The organism is Blastococcus sp. OS1-29 (genome assembly GCF_057628075.1).
In genome coordinates, this window is the sequence record NZ_JBXXJK010000002.1 from 71155 (window position 1) to 88105 (window position 16951).

The window sequence follows — 16951 nt, forward strand, 5'->3', positions numbered from 1 at the left end:
TTTCAGGCCGGCTCGTGCACACGGTTGTCGAACAGGGCGAGGCCGGCCGCGGTGTTCGAGGCCGGCACGAAGTAGTGCGAGTGGACCTGCGTGATCTGCTCGTTCATGGCGCCGCGCATGACCAGCCACATGATCAGCTCGATGCCCTCGGAGCCGGCCTCGCGGATGAGCTCCTCGCGGCTGAGCATCGCGAGCTTCGCCGGGTCTGTCCGGATGGTCTCCATCCACATCCGGTCGAACTCCGGGTTGATGAAGCCCGCCCGCGCGCCGGCCAGCTGGTGGGACATGCCACCGGTGCCGAGAATGCCGATGGTCACGTCGTCCCGGTAGCTGCGGATCGCCCGGCCGAGTGCCTGGCCGAGGGCGTAGCACCGGGCGGCCGTCGGCTGGGGGTACTGGATGACGTTGACCAGGATCGGCACGACGGGGCAGGGCCAGGCGTCCCCGGGATCGGGCGTCCAGACCGAGAGCGGCACGGTCAGGCCGTGGTCGACGTCGAGCTCCTGGAAGACGGTCAGGTCGAAGCCCTCGTCGATCAGGCTCTCCACCAGGTGCAGCGACAGCTCGGGGTCGCCGATCACGTCGGGCACCTGGCGCGGTCCGTAACCCTCGTCCGCCACCTGGTAGCGCTCGGCGGTGCCGAGCCCGAAGGTCGGCACGAAGTCGAGGTCGATGCCGTTGGCGTGGTCGTTGTAGACGACGATCGCGACGTCGGGGCGGTGCTCGGCCAGCCAGGCGCGGGCGGGGGCGTACCCGTCGAACAGGTCCTTCCAGTTCGGGTCCTCGGTCTTCTGCCGGTCCATCGCCGCACCGATGGAGGGGACGTGCGACGTGGCCAGCCCCCAGATCACCTCAGCCATCCCGGCGCCCTCCCGCCCGCATCGCCGCGAGGAAGTCGTCCTCGCCCATCCCTGTGAAGACGCCGCCGAGGTACTGCATCGAGCGGCCGTCCATCATGGCCAGCTTGTAGACGTAGAAGATGCTGCCGCCGAGGTCGATCATCGCCGTCCAGTCGCGGTCCAGGACCGCCTGCTGCTGCTCCGGCGTCAGGCCGAACTCCTGGCAGTAGGCCGCCTCGTCGGCCGCGAACCGGGTGCGGTTCGCCTCGTCGCGGAAGCTCATGAACATCTTGTTCATCCGGAGTCCGCGACGGCTGCTCTGCCCGTCGAAGATGGGCGTCCCCGGCAGGTCCAGGCGGCCGCGCGGCTCGCCCGCGCCGGTCACGTCCGCTCCTGCGGGTGGGTGGCCAGTGCCTCGACGTGGACGTCGAGCCACGGGGCCATCGGGAGGGACATGAGGGCGTCGTGCAGCGCGGCCGGGTCCTCGGCCTCGTACAGCCCCACGGTCGCATTGCGGCCGGGCACCCGCCACAGCCGCTTCAGCACACCCTGGGCCCGCAGCTCCATGGCCCGCGCGCGCTCACCGGCGCGCAGCTCCTCGCGCCGCTCGGCCGGGGTGTCCGCGGGCAGCCGGTTCTCCGACCTGACCAGGAACTCCATCTCAGACCTCCGTGTCCGTTGCCAGGTCCTGCAGGACGCGGGCCAGTTCGGCGGGCGCGGTCACCATCGCCTCGTGACCGGTCTCCAGCTCGTGGACCGGCCACCCGCGGGCCCGGGCGCGGTCGGCCTGGCCGGCGAACACGCGCATCCAGCTGACGCACTCGACGAACGCCGCCGGGACGCCGTCCACCGCACCGGTCAGTCGCAGCGGGTCGGTGTAGGTCCTCCAGGGGTGCGGCGTCAGCTTGGGCAGCAACCAGTCGACGTCGGACTGCTCGGTCACCCCGAGCACCGACAGCTTGCGCACCGGCACCAGCCACCCGAAGCCCTGCTCCGCCGCCGACTCCGCCCAGTGGTGCTCCACGGTCTCGGGCAGCAGGTCGCGGGCCGCCTCGCCGTCGGCGCCGACGAAGGCGTCGAGGTACACGCGCCGCGCGATCGCCTGCGGCCGGCGGTCGGCCACCGCGGTCACGATCTGGCCCGCGTAGCTGTGGCCCACCAGCACGATGTCGGTCAGCGCGAGCGTGTCGATCACCCGGACGACGTCCTCCACGTGGGTCTCGAGCCCCACCAGCGGTGAGAGCAGGTGCGCCCGCTCCGACAGCCCGGTGAGGGTCGGCGCGTGGACGCTGTGGCCGGCCTCCCGCAACGGCCCGGCCACCCGGTCCCAGCACCACCCTCCGTGCCAGGCGCCGTGGACGAGGACGAAGGTGCTCATGGTGACCACGCTAGGGACGGCGACGACGTCGGGAATCCGTCCGATGTCACCGCCGCGGCGACCGATGCCGCGCGGATCACGTAGGACATCCGTCTTGCATACCCGGTTGCGTGCCGGTCACAGATCGAGCACCAGCGGGTCCGTCCTCGCCCTCGAGACGCAGATCAGCATCGTGTCCCCGCAGGCGTGCTCCTCGGGGGTCAGGAGGACGTCGCGATGGTCGGGCTCGCCCTCGAGGACACGCGTCTCGCACATGCCGCAGAGGCCGTCGACGCAGGGCGGGGTCACCTCGAGACCCGCCTCGCGGACCGCCTGCAGGATCGTGGTCCCCGCCGGGACGAGCACCACCCTGCCCGCGGTCTCGCAGACGACCTGGACGGGAGCGAGTTCGACGTCGTGCGCGCCAGTCATGGGGTCCTCCCTCCGGGAGGTCCACGCTACGAGCGCAGGCCCTCCGGCGGATCGCGCGGTTGACCCGGCCGGCAGGTCATCGGCGTCGCACCGGGGGCGCGACAAATGATGCGTGCGGCGGTCAGCGGGGCTGGACCAGCCCCTCCTTGACCGCCAGCAGCGCCGCCTGCGTCCGCGAGGTGAGGCCCATCTTCGTGAGCAGGTGGCTCACGTGCGTCCGGGCGGTCCGCTCGCTGATGTCGAGCTGCCGGGCGATGTCCTTGTTCGACTGCCCCTCCGCCACCAGCACCAGCACCTCCTTCTCCCGTGCGGTCAGGACGCCGAGCCCGGCGCGGGGTGCGCGCATCTCCTGCGTGAGCCGCCGGGTGACGGCGGCATCGAGGAAGACCTCGTCCCGGACCGCTGCGCGCAGCGCCCCGTCGACCTCGCTGGGACCGGCGTCCTTCAGCAGATATCCCGATGCGCCCTGCTCGAGCGCGGCGTGGACCCGTTCGGTCTCGCCGAAGCTGGTCAGGATCACCACGCGCACGCCGGGGAACCGCGCGACGATCTCCCCGGTCGCCGTCACGCCGTCCATGACCGGCATCTGCAGGTCCATGAGGACGACGTCGGGCAGCTCCTTGTGCGCCGCCGCGCGCGCCAGGAAGTCGAGGGCCTCCTGCCCCGTGCCGGCCTCGCCCGCCACCTCCAGGTCCTCGATGGCCTCGAGGTAGGCGACCACGCCGCGGCGGACCACCGCGTGGTCGTCCACCACCAGGACGCGGATCGGTTCCGCGGCGCTCACGGCCGGTCCGTCCGGTTCGCCGGGAGCGACGTCAGCAGCGGCAGCGTGAGCTGCATCCGCGCCCCGCCGGCGGGCAGGTCGCGCACCCGGACGACGCCACCCCAGCGGGCGGCGCGCTCCTGCATCACGGCCATCCCCAGCCCGCTCGAGGCCGGGCCGGCGCCCCGCTCCGGGCCCTCGCCGATCCCGCGCCCGTCGTCGCTGACCTCGGCCAGGAGTCGTCGCCGGCTGCCGTGGGAGCTGACCGACAGGGAGATGGACACCCGGTCGGCCGCCGCGTGCTTGACGCTGTTGTGCAGCGCCTCCGCGACGATGCGGTAGACGTCCTCGAGCAGGTCCGCGTCCAGCCGGGACAGCTCCTGGGCGGGATCGTCCACGTCCAGCTCCACGACGAGCTCGGTCCGGGCCCGGGTCGTGTCGACCAGGGAGTGCAGTGCCGAGACCAGGCCGCGCTCGGTGCCGGTGGCCGGCCGGAGCTCGACCACCATCCCGCGCAGATCGGCCAGGACGGCCTCGGCGCTGCTGCTCAGGTCGTCGGCGACCTGCGCGACCTTCTCCGGCGCCGGTGCCAGCCCGCGGGCGACGAGCACGCCCAGCGAGCGCGCCTGCATCATCATCGAGAAGACCTGCTGCACGACCGAGTCGTGCAGGTCGCGGGCCAGCTTCTGGCGCTCCTCCCGGCGGGCGACGTCCCGTTCCCGGTCGAGCAGCGCCGCGTGGTCGACCGCCATCGCCGCCTGCTCGGCCATGGCGAGCAGGAATTCCAGCTGGGTGTCGCCGACCGTCTGGCCGGGGGCGAAGAAGGCGTTCAGGATGCCGACCGGTTCCCCGCGGGCGAGCAGCGGCACGCTGGCGAACCAGTCCCAGCGGGGATGGCGCATGAGCTCGTGCAGCGGCGCCCAGGCGGGATCCCGCTGGATGGCGTCGTAGCGGTCGGCGACGACGAGGGGCTGCCGGGTCTCGAGGGCCTCCAGCATGACCAGCCGGGCGCCGAGGGCGCGGCACTCCATCAGCTTGTCGAAGAAGTCGGGGGCGCGGCCGAATCCGGCCGCCCCCATCACGTGCAGCCGGTCGCCACCGGGGGTCGTCGTGAGCACCTGCACGCCGGCGAGCGAGTCCGTCCGCAGGACCTCGCGGGCGAGCGTCTCGAGCGTGCCGACCAGGGACCGCTTGGAGGCGACGCTGGAGGCGGCCTTGGCGATGGCGGCCAGCCGGCGCTGGTGCTGCCGGCTCACCGTCACGTCGCGGAACGAGACCACCCACAGCTGCCGGCCCGGCACCTGGTCGATCAGGTAGGCGAACTCCCGGCGCTCGCCGGGGGCCGGATGCCACTCCACGGTCGACTCGCCGGTCCTGGTCGCCGCCGGATCGCTGCCGGGCGCCGGGAAGGGGGATGGCGCGCCGGTCAGCTGACCGCGCAGGAGCCCGCAGAGCGCCACGGCGGCCGGGTTGGCGTCGACGAACCGGGCCTCGGCGTCGATGACCGCCAGCCCCTCCGGCGCGTGCTCGACCAGCTCGGCCCGCAGGGCGCTCGTGGCGGGGGAGGCGCTCGTGGCGCCCCTCCGATCGAGGTCCACCGTCCCGTCCTCCTGTCCCGAGCGGCCGGCCCGGCCGGAGTTCCCGCTGTCGGCTTCAGCCAACCACGCCGGTCCGGCGCGGCCGATCACCGTCCTCGGTAGTTCTCGCGGGCGTCGTAGGGACTCGCGGCGACGACCGCCCGGATCTGCACCTGCACGTGGTCCTCGACGGCGGGCTTGGCCGAGACGGGCTGCTCGCCCCAGACGACGGTCACCTCGGTGCCCGGTTCGGCCAGCGCGCTGTCGATGGTGGCCAGGGAGACCATCTCGCGCTCGTTGGCGAGGTAGCCGACGTCGAGGGAGATGCCGACCTGCTCGCCGTCCTTGAGGACCTTGTCCTCGTGGTGGGTGGCGTAGCGCGCCTTGGGCATGTCGATGAACTTCGCGCCCGGACCCGGGCGGTAGAGCGAGCCGATCGCGGCAGTGACGTCGTCGGCGTTCCAGACGAGGGTGACCTTGGTGCGCGGCGGCGGCGTCTGCGCCATGCGCTCGAGGGCCTCGCGGCCGACGAAGTCGTGGTCGAACTTGATCGTCTTGCCGTAGCCGATGTCGTAGGGGGTCAGGTAGTAGTCGGCGATGTCCGCGGAGTCCAGGCTGCCGCCGATGGAGCCGACCCGGTCGACCGGGAGCCAGTCCCGGTACTCCTGCATGAGCGGGTCCGCGGAGAACAACGCGGGCATCGGGGCCGGGACCCAGCCCGAGCCGAGGTTGGCCGTCGAGTACGCCTTGGCGCCGACCCGCACCAGTCCGTGGTCCTTCCCGGCCTCGAGCAGCGCGGCGAGCACCGCCTCGCCGTCCGCCCACGGGCCGAACAGCTCGAAGCCCGGCTGGCCCGCCATGCCGTGCCGGAGCGCGCGGGCGCGCGTGCCGGCGATGGTGAACTCGGCCATGGTGAAGAACTTCACGTCGGGCACCGGGGCGCCGGTCGCCTGCTCCACGATCGCCGCGGCGGTCGGACCCTGCAGCTCGTAGCGGTAGAGCTTCGGCGGCCCCGACTTCCGCAGGTGGGAGTTGGGATCGCGCTCGGAGGTGGCCTCGTAGTCGCCACGCTCGAGGTGGAACGTGACCCAGTCGAGGACCATGGGGTGGCCGACCAGGTCGAAGGAGTTCTCCTCCAGGTGGAAGAGGATGGCGTCGCCGATCAGGTGGCCCTCGGGATCCACCGCGACGAACTGCTTGGCCTTGCCCGGACCGAAGCCGGCGAAGCTGTTGACCCCGGTGTCGCTGAACAGCCGCAGCGCGTCCGGGCCCTCGACGAACAGATCGTGCATGTGGTGCGACTGGTCGAGCAGCGCGCAGGAGTCCACCCACGCCCGTTGCTCCGAGCGCCAGTTCGTGAACTCCGGCTGCACCGGGAACGTGCTCGGTGGGAAGGCGAGGTTCCTCAGCAGCTCCACCGGGCCGGCGGCCCGGGCGAGTGCGGCGGCAAGGCTCTCGGACGGCATGGCGGAGCACCCTTCATCGGGGGGCGGGTCCCAGGCGCGCAGGGACGTGGGCCGAGCTGGAACGGCTGACCTGACGGAGGTGATCCGGGGTCGGGTGGCCGTGCGACGGCCACCCGACCCCGGAGATCGCCGGGCCTAGCTCGTGGCGGCGCTGCGCCAGCCGGCGTGGTAGGTCTCCCGAGCCATCTTGGCGTAGGGAACCGGGCTGACGGTGGCGCGCACCTCGAACTGCTCGTGCGGCTCGACGGTGGTCTTCTTGCTGCCGCCGTCGGGCTCGCCCCAGACCACCTTGACCTCGGCGCCGTGCGGGACGTCGGGGCTGATGGTGGCCAGCGACAGACCCTTCTTCTCGTTCGCGGAGATGCCGGTGAACATCGACAGGCCCAGCAGGGTGCCGTCGGCGTCGATCACCTTGTCGAAGTTCGACGACCCGTAGTTGGCGTTCGGCAGGTCGAAGAACTGGTACTTGGCACCCTCGACGGGGGAGGAGAGCAGCGTGGCGAGGTCGTCGGAGTTCCACTCCAGGGTGACCTTGCGGCGCTGCGCGTCCTTGTCGATGGCCTCGAGGGCGTCACGGCCGATGAAGTCGTGGTCGAACTTCACGAAGGAGCCGTACCCGAGGTCCCACGGGTTGGTGTAGTAGTCCTCGATGTCGTCGGAGACGAAGCTGCCGGCGATGGCGTTGGTCGCCTCGTAGCTGTCCGCCCCGAGCCACTCGCGGTAGGGACGCAGTTCCTCGCCGGTGTAGATGGCGGGCAACGGCGAGGGGATCCACCCGGACTCGAGGGTGTTGGTGGAGTACGCGCGGGAGCCGACGGGCTCCATCCCGAACTCCTGGCCCGCCTCGAGGATGGCCTCCCGGATCCGGTCGTAGCTCTCGTAGGGGCCCCAGATCTCCAGGCCCGGCGCGCCGGCCATGCCGTGCCGCAACGTGCGCACGGTCTCGCCGGCGATCTTCATGGTGCTCATCCGGAAGAACTTCAGCTGCTCGAGTTCTCCGCCGTTGAGCTTCTCGATGATCGGCCAGGCCTGAGGGCCCTGGATCTGGAAGCGCCACAGGTCGCGGGTGACGGCCTTGCCGTACGGCCGCGAGGGCGACCGGGGGTCGTTGCGGATCTCGACGTCGTAGCCACCGGTCTGGCCCTGGAACTGCAGCCAGTTGGCGCCGGGGGCGCGCCCCACGTAGACGTACTCCTCCTCGGCCAGGCGGAAGAGGATGCCGTCACCGATGACGTTGCCGGCGTGGGTGACCGGGACGAACTGCTTGGCCATGTCGACCGGGAAGTTGGCCACGCTGTTGATGCCGGTGTCCGAGATGAGCTTGATGGCGTCCGGCCCGGTCATGAACAGGTTGAACATGTGGTGGGTCTGGTCGAAGAGCACGGCGGTCTCCTGCCACGCCTTCTGCTCGCGCCGCCAGTTGGTGAACTCCGACGGCACCACGGGGTAGATGTAGGTGCCGAGCTGGGAGTTGCGCAGCAGGCCGACGGTGTCGCCGGTCTGGTCGAGGAGCTCCTGCAGGTTCTTCGCGGTCATGTACATCCGTCCTTGTGTCATCTCGGCGGGACGCCGTCTCGGGGAGGCGGCTCGTTGCCTGCTGGCCGGCTGCGGCCCGCGGGATCCGGTCATCCGGGTGGAACGCGCCGCGGGCACGACGGCCGACCGGGCCGGGCGTGGTCCGAGGTCGACGCTAGGCCCGGGAGGTGGCGCCGCCCACAGCCGGATGTCGGGCTGCGTCCGGCCACATCGGCGTGCCCGGCTACGTCAGATGTCGTATCAGCGGCCCAGGGTGTCGAGGCTGCGGTGCTCGTCGGTGCGGTGATCGTCGGTGCTCTGAGAGACGCGCCCCCTTCCTCGCTCGGCGTCGGTGGCCCGAGCCTGCGCCGGATGACCCGCATTCGCACGGCGAGTGCAGGGGACGCAACGGTCTGACAAAAATGCCGACAGGATTGTTGGCAATCCCGTCAGCATGGGTTAGCGTCCCGGCCCATGACCAGAGCGGCGCAGGCGGCGGCGGAGCGCGCCATCCGTGTCGCCATCTCGCGCGGCGACATGCCGCCGGGGTACCGGCTGGTCGAGGCCGAGCTGGTCGCCCTGACCGGGGCCAGCCGCAGCGCCGTGCGGCTGACGATCGACGCGCTGGCGGCCGAGGGCCTGGTCGAGCGGATCCAGAACAAGGGCGCCCGCGTGCGGGTCGTCTCCCTCGAGGAGGCCATCGCGATCACCGAGTGCCGGATGCCGCTGGAGGGCTTGCTGGCACGCAAGGCCGCCGAGCGCATCACGGCTGCGGAGGCGCAGCAGCTGCGCGCACACCTGGGCGCCATGACCGCGGCGGTCGACGCCGGGGACGTCCTGAAGTACTCCGACCTCATCCAGCAGCTGCACGGCATGGTCCGGGAGGCCGCGCGCCATCCGGTGGCGGCCGGGCTCGTCGGCCGCCTGCAGGCTCAGCTGGTGCGCCACCAGTTCCAGTTGTCCCTGCGGCCCGGCCGGCCGCGGGTGAGCCTGGCCGCCCTGAGCGCCGTCGTGGACGCGGTCATCAGCCGCGACGCCGATCGCGCCGAGGCCGCCGCCGTGGCGCACATCCGCGGCGTCATCTCGGAGCTCGAGAACGCCCGTCAGGACGCGGGCGAGCAGACATGAGGACCGGGGGAGGGCGGGCGGTCACGGTGTTGTATCGGCCCGGCGTCACCCCCCGGATCCGACGATAGGTTCCGTGCCGGGCTGCCTTCTTCTGGGGCCCGCACACCGATGCAACGTGGCAACGGCGGGAGAAGCGGTCAATGGCGGCTGAACTGACCTTGCAGGACGTAAGCCTGCAGTTCGGCGGCATCAAGGTGCTGCAGGACGTGAGCTTCTCGGTCGAGCCCGGCCAGATCTTCGGGCTCGTCGGGCCCAACGGCGCGGGCAAGACCTCGCTGTTCAACTGCATCAGCGGGCACTACAAGCCGACCGCCGGAACCGTGCGGATCAACGGCACGGAGGTGCAGGGGGCGCGCCCGGCGACGCTGGCGCGGCACGGCCTGGCCCGGACCTTCCAGCACCCCGCCCTGCAGCTGCGCGAGACGGTGCTCGAGAACGTGCTGCTCGGTGCGCACACCCGGCTCCCCGGCGGCGCCCTGGAGTGGTCGCTGCGGCTGCCGCGCACGCGGCGCTCGGAGAAGGAGCTGCGCGCCGAGGCCCTGGACCTGCTGGAGCGCAACGGCCTCGGCTGGGCCGCGCACCTGCCCGCCGACGAGCTGTCGCACGGCCTGCACAAGGGCGTCGAGCTGTGCCGGGCGCTGCTCATGAAGCCTGCGCTGCTGCTCCTCGACGAACCCGCTGCCGGCCTGCCGCACGCCGAGGTGGAGACGCTGATCGCGACCGTCCGGCGGCTGCGTGCCGAGGACGACATCACCGTCGTCATCGTCGAGCACCACATGGGCCTCATCGCCGCCCTCACCGACCGCGTCGTCGTGCTCGACCACGGAGCCAAGCTGATGGAGGGCACGGCCGCCGAGGCGCAGTCCGACGCCCGCGTCATCGAGGCCTACATCGGAAAGGACGCGGCGGATGACGCTGCTTGAGCTCGAGGACGTCACCGCGTTCTACGGCCCCGTGCAGGTGCTGGAGGGTGTGTCGCTGAGCGTCCCGGACAACGGGGCGGTCGGCATCCTGGGGGCGAACGGCGCCGGCAAGACGACCACCCTCCGCGCGATCAGCGGGACGGTCCGCGCGGCCGGTCGCATCGTGTTCGACGGCAAGGACATCCGGGGCATGCGGCCCGACCAGGTCGCCGCCCTCGGCATCGCCCACGTGCCGGAGGGGCGCGGCACGCTCGGTGACCTGACGGTCCGCGAGAACCTCCGGGTCGGGGCCTACCTCCGCAAGGACGCCAAGGGGATCGACCGGGACATCGACTACTGCCTGGACCTGTTCCCGAACCTCAAGAACCGGATCAAGTCCAACGCGTCGGCCCTGTCCGGCGGCGAGCAGCAGATGCTCGCGGTGGCCCGGGCGATCATGTCCAAACCGCGGCTGCTGCTGCTCGACGAGGCCTCGCTGGGGCTGGCGCCGAGCACCGCGAAGAACGTCTACGACGCGATCCGCCGACTGCGCATCGACTCCGACATCGCCATGGTCGTGGTCGAGCAGAACGCCAACCTCGCCTTCAGCCTCGTCGACAGCGCCACGGTCCTGGAGACCGGACGGAACGTGCTGACCGGCACGACCGCCGAACTCCGGGGCATGGACGAGATCCGTCGCGCTTACCTGGGAGGCTGAGATGGGAAAATTCGTCCAACTCGTCGTCGACGGCCTGTCGACCGGCTCGATCTACGGCGCGATCGCACTGGCGATCGTGCTGGTGAACCAGGCGACCGGCCTGGTCAACTTCGCGCAGGGCGGCATGGCCGTGCTCGCCGCGTACGTGGCCTGGTGGCTGACGACCCACAGCCTGCCGCTGATCGTCGCCATCCTGCTGTCGGTCGTCTTCTCCCTCGTGCTCGGTGCCGTGGTCGAGCGGTGGCTGATCCGGCGGTTCGAGCGCGGCGACCCCGACACCGCCGTCGTCGTCACCATCGGCCTGCTGACCTTGATCACGGGCATCTGCGGGTGGTTGTTCACGTACAACAACCAGCAGTTCCGCTCGCTCTTCCCGCTCGGCACGGTGTCGTTCCTGGGTGTGCACATCAGCATCCGCTCGATCGGGACCACGCTCGTGATCGTCGTGGCGATGGTCCTGCTGCAGGTCCTCTTCGTCGGCACGAAGCTCGGCCTCGCGCTGCGGGCGGTCGCGATCAACCCGGAGTCGGCGGCCTTCTCCGGGCTCCCCGTCGGACGTCTGCTCATGATCGGGTGGGGTCTCGCCGCGGCCCTCGGCGCCGTCGCCGGTGCGCTCGTCGCGCCGCAGCTCACGCTGACGCCGGGCATGCTCGACACGGCGCTGGTCTACGCGCTGGCCGCCGTCATCCTCGGCGGGCTCACGAGCCCGATCGGCGTGGTCGTCGCGGCCTGGATCATCGGCGTCCTTGAGAACCTGGCCGCCGTCTACGTGAAGTTCATCGGCTTCGACCTCAAGGTCGCCGTGCCGTTCATCCTGATCTTCGTCGTCCTCATCGTCCGTCCTCAGGGCCTGTTCGGCCGGAAATCCGTGGTGCGCGTGTGATGGCCCGAGCGATCGCGAGTTCCCAGGGGGCAGCCTCCCCCTGGATGCAGCGCCCGTGGGTGCGCTGGGGAGCGCTGCTGGTGCTCCTGGCCGTGCTCGTCGTGGCACCCCTCCAGATGTCGGAGTTCACCAACCAGACGCTCGCCCGGATCGGGGTCTTCGCCGTCGCCGTGCTGGGGCTGAACGTGGTGATGGGGTACACCGGGCAGGTCTCGCTCGGTCAGATCTTCTTCCTCGGTCTGGGCGCGTACGTCACCGCGTACGGCGTCACGCAGGGCTGGAACATCGTCCTGGTCTTCGTGCTCGCCTGCCTGGCCTCGGCCGTGGCCGGACTGCTGGTGGCGCTCGCCGCCGCACGCCTGGGCGGACTCGCGATCGCGATGGTGACGGTGGCGCTGCCCATCGTCGGCGTGCCGCTGGCGAAACGGCTCAGCGATTTCACCGGCGGCTCCGAGGGTCTGTCCACGGCCTTCGCCGCCGCGCCTTCCGGCAGCGGGCTCTACGACGACCAGTGGCAGCTCTACCTCGTGCTGATCATCGGCGGCATCGTGTTCCTGCTGACCCGCAGCCTCGTGCGCGGCAAGTACGGCCGGGCGTTCGCGATCGTCAAGGGCAACGAGGCCGTCGCGTCGTCCATGGGCATCTCGCCGTACCGCTACAAAGTGCTGGCGTTCACGATCGCCTCGCTGATCGGTGGCGTGAGCGGGTTCCTGTACATGCTCGTCATCCAGTACACCTCGCCGGAGACCATGAGCTTCGGGCACTCGATCAACCTGCTGGCCGCGATGGTGATCGGTGGCTCGGCGAGCATCGTGGGCTCCGTCCTCGGCGGGCTCTACTACGTGCTGGTCCCGCAGCTCACCAACGCGGTGGACCCCAGCCTCACGGCGCTGCTGCAGGGCGCGCTCCTGCTGATCGTGCTGTTCCTGCTCCCCGGCGGCCTCGTGTCGCTGCCCCGCGCGCTGACCCGCGGACGGCGGCGCTCCTCCGCCGCGCACGGTCCGGCCGCACCCCCGACCACTCCGTCGTCGACCACCGGGTCGGGCACCGCGGCGGAGGAAGCTCAGACAGAGAGGCAAGGTCACGCATGAACTCCCACCTTCGAACGCGGACGGCGGTCCGCGTCGTCGCCGGCGCGTCGGCGCTCGCGCTGCTGCTCGCGGGCTGCGGCGGCAACAGCGGCAACAGCGGCCGCAGCGGCGATGCGGCCAAGGGCGCGCCCAGCCCGGGCATCACCGACACCACGCTCACGCTCGGCATCACCACCCCGCTCAGCGGTGCCACGGCGGGACCGGGCACCTGCACGGTCGCCGGCGTCAAGGCGTACTTCGGCGCGAAGAACGCCGCGGGCGGCATCAAGTTCGGTGACGGGAAGACCCGCACCGTCGAGATCAAGGCGCTCGACGACACCTACGACCCGCAGAAGGCCAAGGCGAACTACGACCAGCTGAAGGGCGACGTCTTCGCGATGACCGCCGGGCTGGGCACGCCGACCAACCGGGCGTGGCGGCAGGCGGCCATCTCCGACAAGGTGCCGCAGGTGCTGATCATGACCGGCGACCCGATCTTCTCGGACACCAAGCAGAGCCCCTGGCAGCTGGGCTTCGTGCCCAAGTACCAGAACGAGGGCGAAGCGTTCGGGAAGCTGCTGGCCTCCTCGAGCGGCCAGCACAAGGTCGCGATCCTGTCCCAGAACGACGACTACGGGAAGGGTTACGTCGAGGGCTTCAAGTCCGGCATCAAGGGCAAGGACAACATCCAGGTCGTCAAGGAGCTCACCTACGAGGCGACGGACACCTCCGTCGACGGGCAGATCACCGAGCTGGCCTCCAGCGGTGCCGACGTCTTCTTCAACGCGATGTCGGTCACCCCGCTGGCCATCTCGGCGCTGCAGAAGGCGCAGCAGGTCAACTGGAAGCCGAGCTGGTTCCTGCCTTCCAACACGTCGAGCCCAGGTGCGATCCTCACGCCCGGCGGCGCCGCGGCGTACCCCGGCATCTACTCGGTCGCGTTCAGCAAGGCGCCGGCCAGCCCGGCGTTCGCCTCGGACCCGGACGTGGTGGAGTACCTGGCGGCACTCAAGCAGTACGGCGAGTACGCGGATCCGCCGGCGTTCCCGCACTGCCAGTGGAGCTGGATGGTGGGCGCGACGCTCGACCAGGCATTCCAGAAGATGACCGACCCGACCCGGGACAGCTTCATGAAGGCGCTGCGTTCGATCAAGGACTTCCAGGCGCCGCTCATGCTGCCCGACACCTCGGTGAACACCACCAAGGACGGTCAGCCTGCGGTCTCGACCGTGGTCGTGCAGAAGTTCAACGGCAAGGGATACGACACGGTCACCGACTTCAAGTGACCGGCGTCTGATCGCCGAGGGGCGGCCCGTTCTCGGACGGGCCGCCCCTTCGTTCGTGCGGGAGAAGGAGTTCCATGGACGACACGACCACCCAGTACCTGTTCCGCGCGCCCCGCAGCACGCCGGAGTCGCGCGGCGGCCGGCCGCCGGAGCACCGGTTCGAGAACCGGCCCGGCATGGTCATCGAGAAGGACATCGCCGTCCCGTACGGGGACCAGGGGCACGTCATGTACGTGGACGTGTACCGGCCCGAGGGGGACGTACCGGCGGCGCCGCTGGTGAGCTGGTCGCCCTACGGCAAGCACAACCCCGCGCCGATCGGCCAGATCTATCCGAACAGCGGCGTGCGGCCGGAGTGGACCTCGGACCTGACCACGTTCGAGGCGCCGGACCCCGAGTACTGGGTCCCGCACGGCTACGCGATCGTCCTCGCCGACGTACCCGGCACCTGGTACTCGCAGGGCCGGGCCACGTACCACTCGCCGGAGGAGGCGCGCGCGTTCGCCGACCTGGTGGAGTGGGCCGGTACCCAGCCGTGGAGCGCCGGGAAGGTCGGGCTGTCCGGTGTCTCCTACCTGTCGAGCCTGCAGTGGTTCGTCGCCGCACTGAACCCCCCGCACCTGGCCGCGATCAACCCGTGGGAGGGGTGGAACGACACCTATCGGGAGGTCGCCCGGCACGGCGGCATCCCGGAGACCTCCTTCTGGCCCTACATCTGGGAGCGATGGGGCGCCGGCACCGGCGAGATCGAGGACCTCGAGGCCGAGACGGCCGCCCACCCCTGGTACGACGAGTTCTGGGCGAGCAAGGCCGCCGACCTGGAGGCGATCCGGGTGCCCGCCTTCGTGGTGGCCAGCTGGGCCGACCAGGGCCTGCACACCCGCGGCACGCTCGAGGGCTTCCGGCGGATGAGCTCGGCGGAGAAGTGGCTGGACGTGCACGGCCGCAAGAAGTGGGCGTACTACTACGAGCCGGAGAACGTCGAGCGGCAGCGCGCCTTCTTCGACCACTACCTGCTCGGCAAGGACACCGGCATCGAGTCCTGGCCGCGGGTCCGCGCGGAGGTGCGCGAGCGGTACGACGAGGGCATCTGGCGGGACGCCGGCGAGTGGCCGCTCGAGGACGTCCAGTACCGGCAGGTGCACCTGGACGCCACCAGCAGCTCGTTGAGCTGGACGCCGGTCACCGCCGAGGGCGCGGCCTCCTACGACGGGCTCGGCAGCGGGCTGGCTCCGCGGCGGGCGACCTTCGCGATGACCTTCGAGGAGCCGGTGGAGCTCGTCGGCCACGTCCGCGCGGTGCTGCACATGTCGGCCGAGGACGCCGACGACCTGGACGTCTTCGTGGCGCTCTTCAAGCTCGACGCCGACGGCAACCAGGTCGGGTTCCCGTACTACGGGCAGTTCGAGGACGGCCCTGTGGCGGTCGGCTGGCTCCGCGCCTCGCACCGGGAGCTCGACCCGGAGCGCTCGACCGACTACCTGCCGGTGCTGGCCCACCGGCGGGCGCTCCCGCTGACGCCCGGCGAGCCGGCCCGGCTCGACATCGAGGTGTGGCCGTCGGGCACGCGCTTCGAGGCGGGGGAGCAGCTGCTGCTGGTCGTCCAGGGCAGCGACGTGATGCGCTATCCCGAGCCACTCACCTACGCCCGGCACGCCGCATCGGTGAACGTCGGGCGCAACGTCGTCCACACCGGCGGCCGGTTCGACTCGCACCTGGTGGTTCCCGTGCTGCCGCAGGGCGGCTGATGGCGTCCCGGTCCCCGGCCGCGTCGAGGCAGGACGTCACGTCCTGGGGTGCGGTCCTCGCCCTCGTGGCGGCCGGGGTGGTGGGGGCGGCGCAGATCGGCAAGGGTGCCGCGGCGCTGCCCGTGCTGCAGGACGAGTTCGCGCTCAGCTCCGCGGGCGCGGCCTGGTTCCTCTCCATCGTGAGCGTGATCGGCGCGGTGGCCGGCGCTCTGCTCGGCTGGCTCGGTCAGGCGCTCGGCTTCCGGCGGCAGGTCCTGCTGGGACTGTTCGCCATCGTGGCCACCAACCTGCTGGGCGCCGCGGCGAGGACCGCCGGGTGGCTCCTGGCCGCCCGCGCCGGCGAAGGCCTGGGCTTCGTGCTGGTCGTGCTGGCCGCGCCCGGCCTGCTGACCGAGGTCACCGGCGAGGCGCACCGGCGGCTGGTCATCGGCGCCTGGGGCGTGTACATGCCGCTGGGCACGGGGCTCGCCACCCTGGTCGTGCCGGTCGCCATCACCGGGCTCGGCTGGCGCGGCGCCTGGCTGGTCGACGCCGCGGTGACGGCGGGCGTGCTGCTGGCCGTGGCGCGCTGGGTGCCGTCCGGGCCCGCGCGGCGACCGCCGGGGCGGAGCGGCCTGTGGGCGGCGATCCGGTCACCCGGCGTGATGTGCCTGGCCCTCGCCTTCGGGTTCTACGCCGGGGCGTACCTGGCGGTCGTCGGGCTGCTGCCCACCATGCTGGTCGACGGCGGCCTGTCGCTGGCGGCCGCGGGGCTGGTCACCAGCATCGTCTCCCTCGCCAACGTCCCCGCCAACCTGCTGGGGGCCTTCCTGCAGCACCGCGGCGTGCCGCGCTGGGTGCTGATCGTGGGCGGCAGCGCGTGGATCGCCGGCACGGTCTGGGGGGTGCTGGATCCGGCGTTGCCCCTGCCGGTCCGCATCGCGTCCGCCCTGGCGTTCACGCTCGTGGTCGGGATCGTCCCCTCCGCCGCCTTCAGCGGCGTGGTGTCGATGTCGGCCGGCACGGCCTCCGCCGGCGCCGCGGTCGGTCTGCTGGTCCAGGGCTCCAGCGTCGGTCAGCTGCTCGGTCCACCCCTCGTCGTGGGAGTGGAATCGGCCGTCGGCTCGTGGGTCGGTGGGGCCGTGGCGCTGACCTGCCTCGCCGCATGCCTGCTCGCCGGTGGACTCCTTTACCGGCGGTGGGAGAGGCCGCTCGTTGTTGACGGGATTGTTGACAATCGTGGTTCCGGGCCGATAGCGTCGATGGAGTCGTAGCAGGGGAGGTGGCA

General features: G+C 71.3%; 17 protein-coding genes. 8 read left to right on the forward strand and 9 right to left on the reverse strand.

Translation table 11 applies throughout. The features are described from left to right. Positions 1 to 2: 2 nt before the first annotated feature. The 9 genes from AC2H4J_RS05130 to ligM all read right to left on the reverse strand — a co-directional run bounded on the left by AC2H4J_RS05130 (position 3) and on the right by ligM (position 7970). The gene (locus AC2H4J_RS05130; RefSeq protein WP_487463765.1) at positions 3 to 860 is read right to left on the reverse strand and encodes a class III extradiol dioxygenase subunit beta; all 858 of its coding nucleotides are present in this window, start codon (positions 858 to 860) and stop codon (positions 3 to 5) included. Then, positions 853 to 1224, reverse strand: coding sequence for a protocatechuate 4,5-dioxygenase subunit alpha (gene ligA, locus AC2H4J_RS05135; RefSeq protein WP_487463766.1), 372 nt, complete (start codon positions 1222 to 1224; stop codon positions 853 to 855). Before ligA ends, AC2H4J_RS05130 begins: the two co-directional genes overlap by 8 nt. After that, complete coding sequence (locus AC2H4J_RS05140; RefSeq protein ID WP_487463767.1) at positions 1221 to 1499, reverse strand: muconolactone Delta-isomerase family protein; 279 nt, start codon at positions 1497 to 1499, stop codon at positions 1221 to 1223. Before AC2H4J_RS05140 ends, ligA begins: the two co-directional genes overlap by 4 nt. Before the next feature lies 1 nt (position 1500). Further along, a complete protein-coding gene (locus AC2H4J_RS05145; protein WP_487463768.1) occupies positions 1501 to 2217 on the reverse strand; it encodes an alpha/beta fold hydrolase in 717 nt (238 codons plus the stop codon). A 117-nt stretch (positions 2218 to 2334) separates the two neighbouring features. Continuing rightward, a complete protein-coding gene (locus AC2H4J_RS05150) occupies positions 2335 to 2628 on the reverse strand; it encodes a 2Fe-2S iron-sulfur cluster-binding protein (RefSeq protein WP_487463769.1) in 294 nt (97 codons plus the stop codon). Between the two features lie 121 nt (positions 2629 to 2749). Next, positions 2750 to 3412, reverse strand: coding sequence for a response regulator (locus AC2H4J_RS05155; protein WP_487463770.1), 663 nt, complete (start codon positions 3410 to 3412; stop codon positions 2750 to 2752). Continuing rightward, a complete protein-coding gene (locus AC2H4J_RS05160) occupies positions 3409 to 4989 on the reverse strand; it encodes a GAF domain-containing sensor histidine kinase (RefSeq protein WP_487463771.1) in 1581 nt (526 codons plus the stop codon). The genes AC2H4J_RS05155 and AC2H4J_RS05160 overlap by 4 nt, the downstream gene beginning before the upstream one ends. Before the next feature lie 86 nt (positions 4990 to 5075). Next, positions 5076 to 6434, reverse strand: coding sequence for an aminomethyl transferase family protein (locus AC2H4J_RS05165; RefSeq protein WP_487463772.1), 1359 nt, complete (start codon positions 6432 to 6434; stop codon positions 5076 to 5078). 135 nt (positions 6435 to 6569) lie between these two features. Next, the gene (gene ligM, locus AC2H4J_RS05170; RefSeq protein WP_487463773.1) at positions 6570 to 7970 is read right to left on the reverse strand and encodes a vanillate/3-O-methylgallate O-demethylase; all 1401 of its coding nucleotides are present in this window, start codon (positions 7968 to 7970) and stop codon (positions 6570 to 6572) included. 453 nt (positions 7971 to 8423) lie between these two features. On the opposite strand from ligM, the gene AC2H4J_RS05175 reads away from it, so the two are divergent. From AC2H4J_RS05175 to AC2H4J_RS05210, 8 genes are all read left to right on the forward strand, one after another. After that, on the forward strand, positions 8424 to 9077 hold the full coding sequence (locus tag AC2H4J_RS05175; protein ID WP_487463774.1) for a GntR family transcriptional regulator: 654 nt from the start codon (positions 8424 to 8426) through the stop codon (positions 9075 to 9077). Positions 9078 to 9217: 140 nt separating this feature from the next. After that, positions 9218 to 10000: an ABC transporter ATP-binding protein gene (locus AC2H4J_RS05180; RefSeq protein WP_487463775.1), complete on the forward strand. Its 783-nt coding sequence runs from the start codon at positions 9218 to 9220 to the stop codon at positions 9998 to 10000. After that, positions 9987 to 10697 (forward strand): ABC transporter ATP-binding protein, encoded by a 711-nt coding sequence (locus AC2H4J_RS05185; protein ID WP_487463776.1) that lies wholly within the window; start codon positions 9987 to 9989, stop codon positions 10695 to 10697. The genes AC2H4J_RS05180 and AC2H4J_RS05185 overlap by 14 nt, the downstream gene beginning before the upstream one ends. A 1-nt stretch (position 10698) precedes the next feature. Continuing rightward, positions 10699 to 11580, forward strand: a complete 882-nt coding sequence (locus AC2H4J_RS05190; RefSeq protein ID WP_487463777.1) for a branched-chain amino acid ABC transporter permease — start codon at positions 10699 to 10701, stop codon at positions 11578 to 11580. A gap of 44 nt (positions 11581 to 11624) precedes the next feature. Beyond that, on the forward strand, positions 11625 to 12671 hold the full coding sequence (locus tag AC2H4J_RS05195; protein WP_487463778.1) for a branched-chain amino acid ABC transporter permease: 1047 nt from the start codon (positions 11625 to 11627) through the stop codon (positions 12669 to 12671). After that, the gene (locus AC2H4J_RS05200; protein WP_487463779.1) at positions 12668 to 13936 is read left to right on the forward strand and encodes an ABC transporter substrate-binding protein; all 1269 of its coding nucleotides are present in this window, start codon (positions 12668 to 12670) and stop codon (positions 13934 to 13936) included. Before AC2H4J_RS05195 ends, AC2H4J_RS05200 begins: the two co-directional genes overlap by 4 nt. 74 nt (positions 13937 to 14010) lie before the next feature. Further along, positions 14011 to 15684 (forward strand): CocE/NonD family hydrolase, encoded by a 1674-nt coding sequence (locus AC2H4J_RS05205; RefSeq protein ID WP_487463780.1) that lies wholly within the window; start codon positions 14011 to 14013, stop codon positions 15682 to 15684. After that, positions 15684 to 16937, forward strand: coding sequence for an MFS transporter (locus AC2H4J_RS05210; RefSeq protein ID WP_487463781.1), 1254 nt, complete (start codon positions 15684 to 15686; stop codon positions 16935 to 16937). Before AC2H4J_RS05205 ends, AC2H4J_RS05210 begins: the two co-directional genes overlap by 1 nt. Positions 16938 to 16951 lie beyond the last annotated feature (14 nt).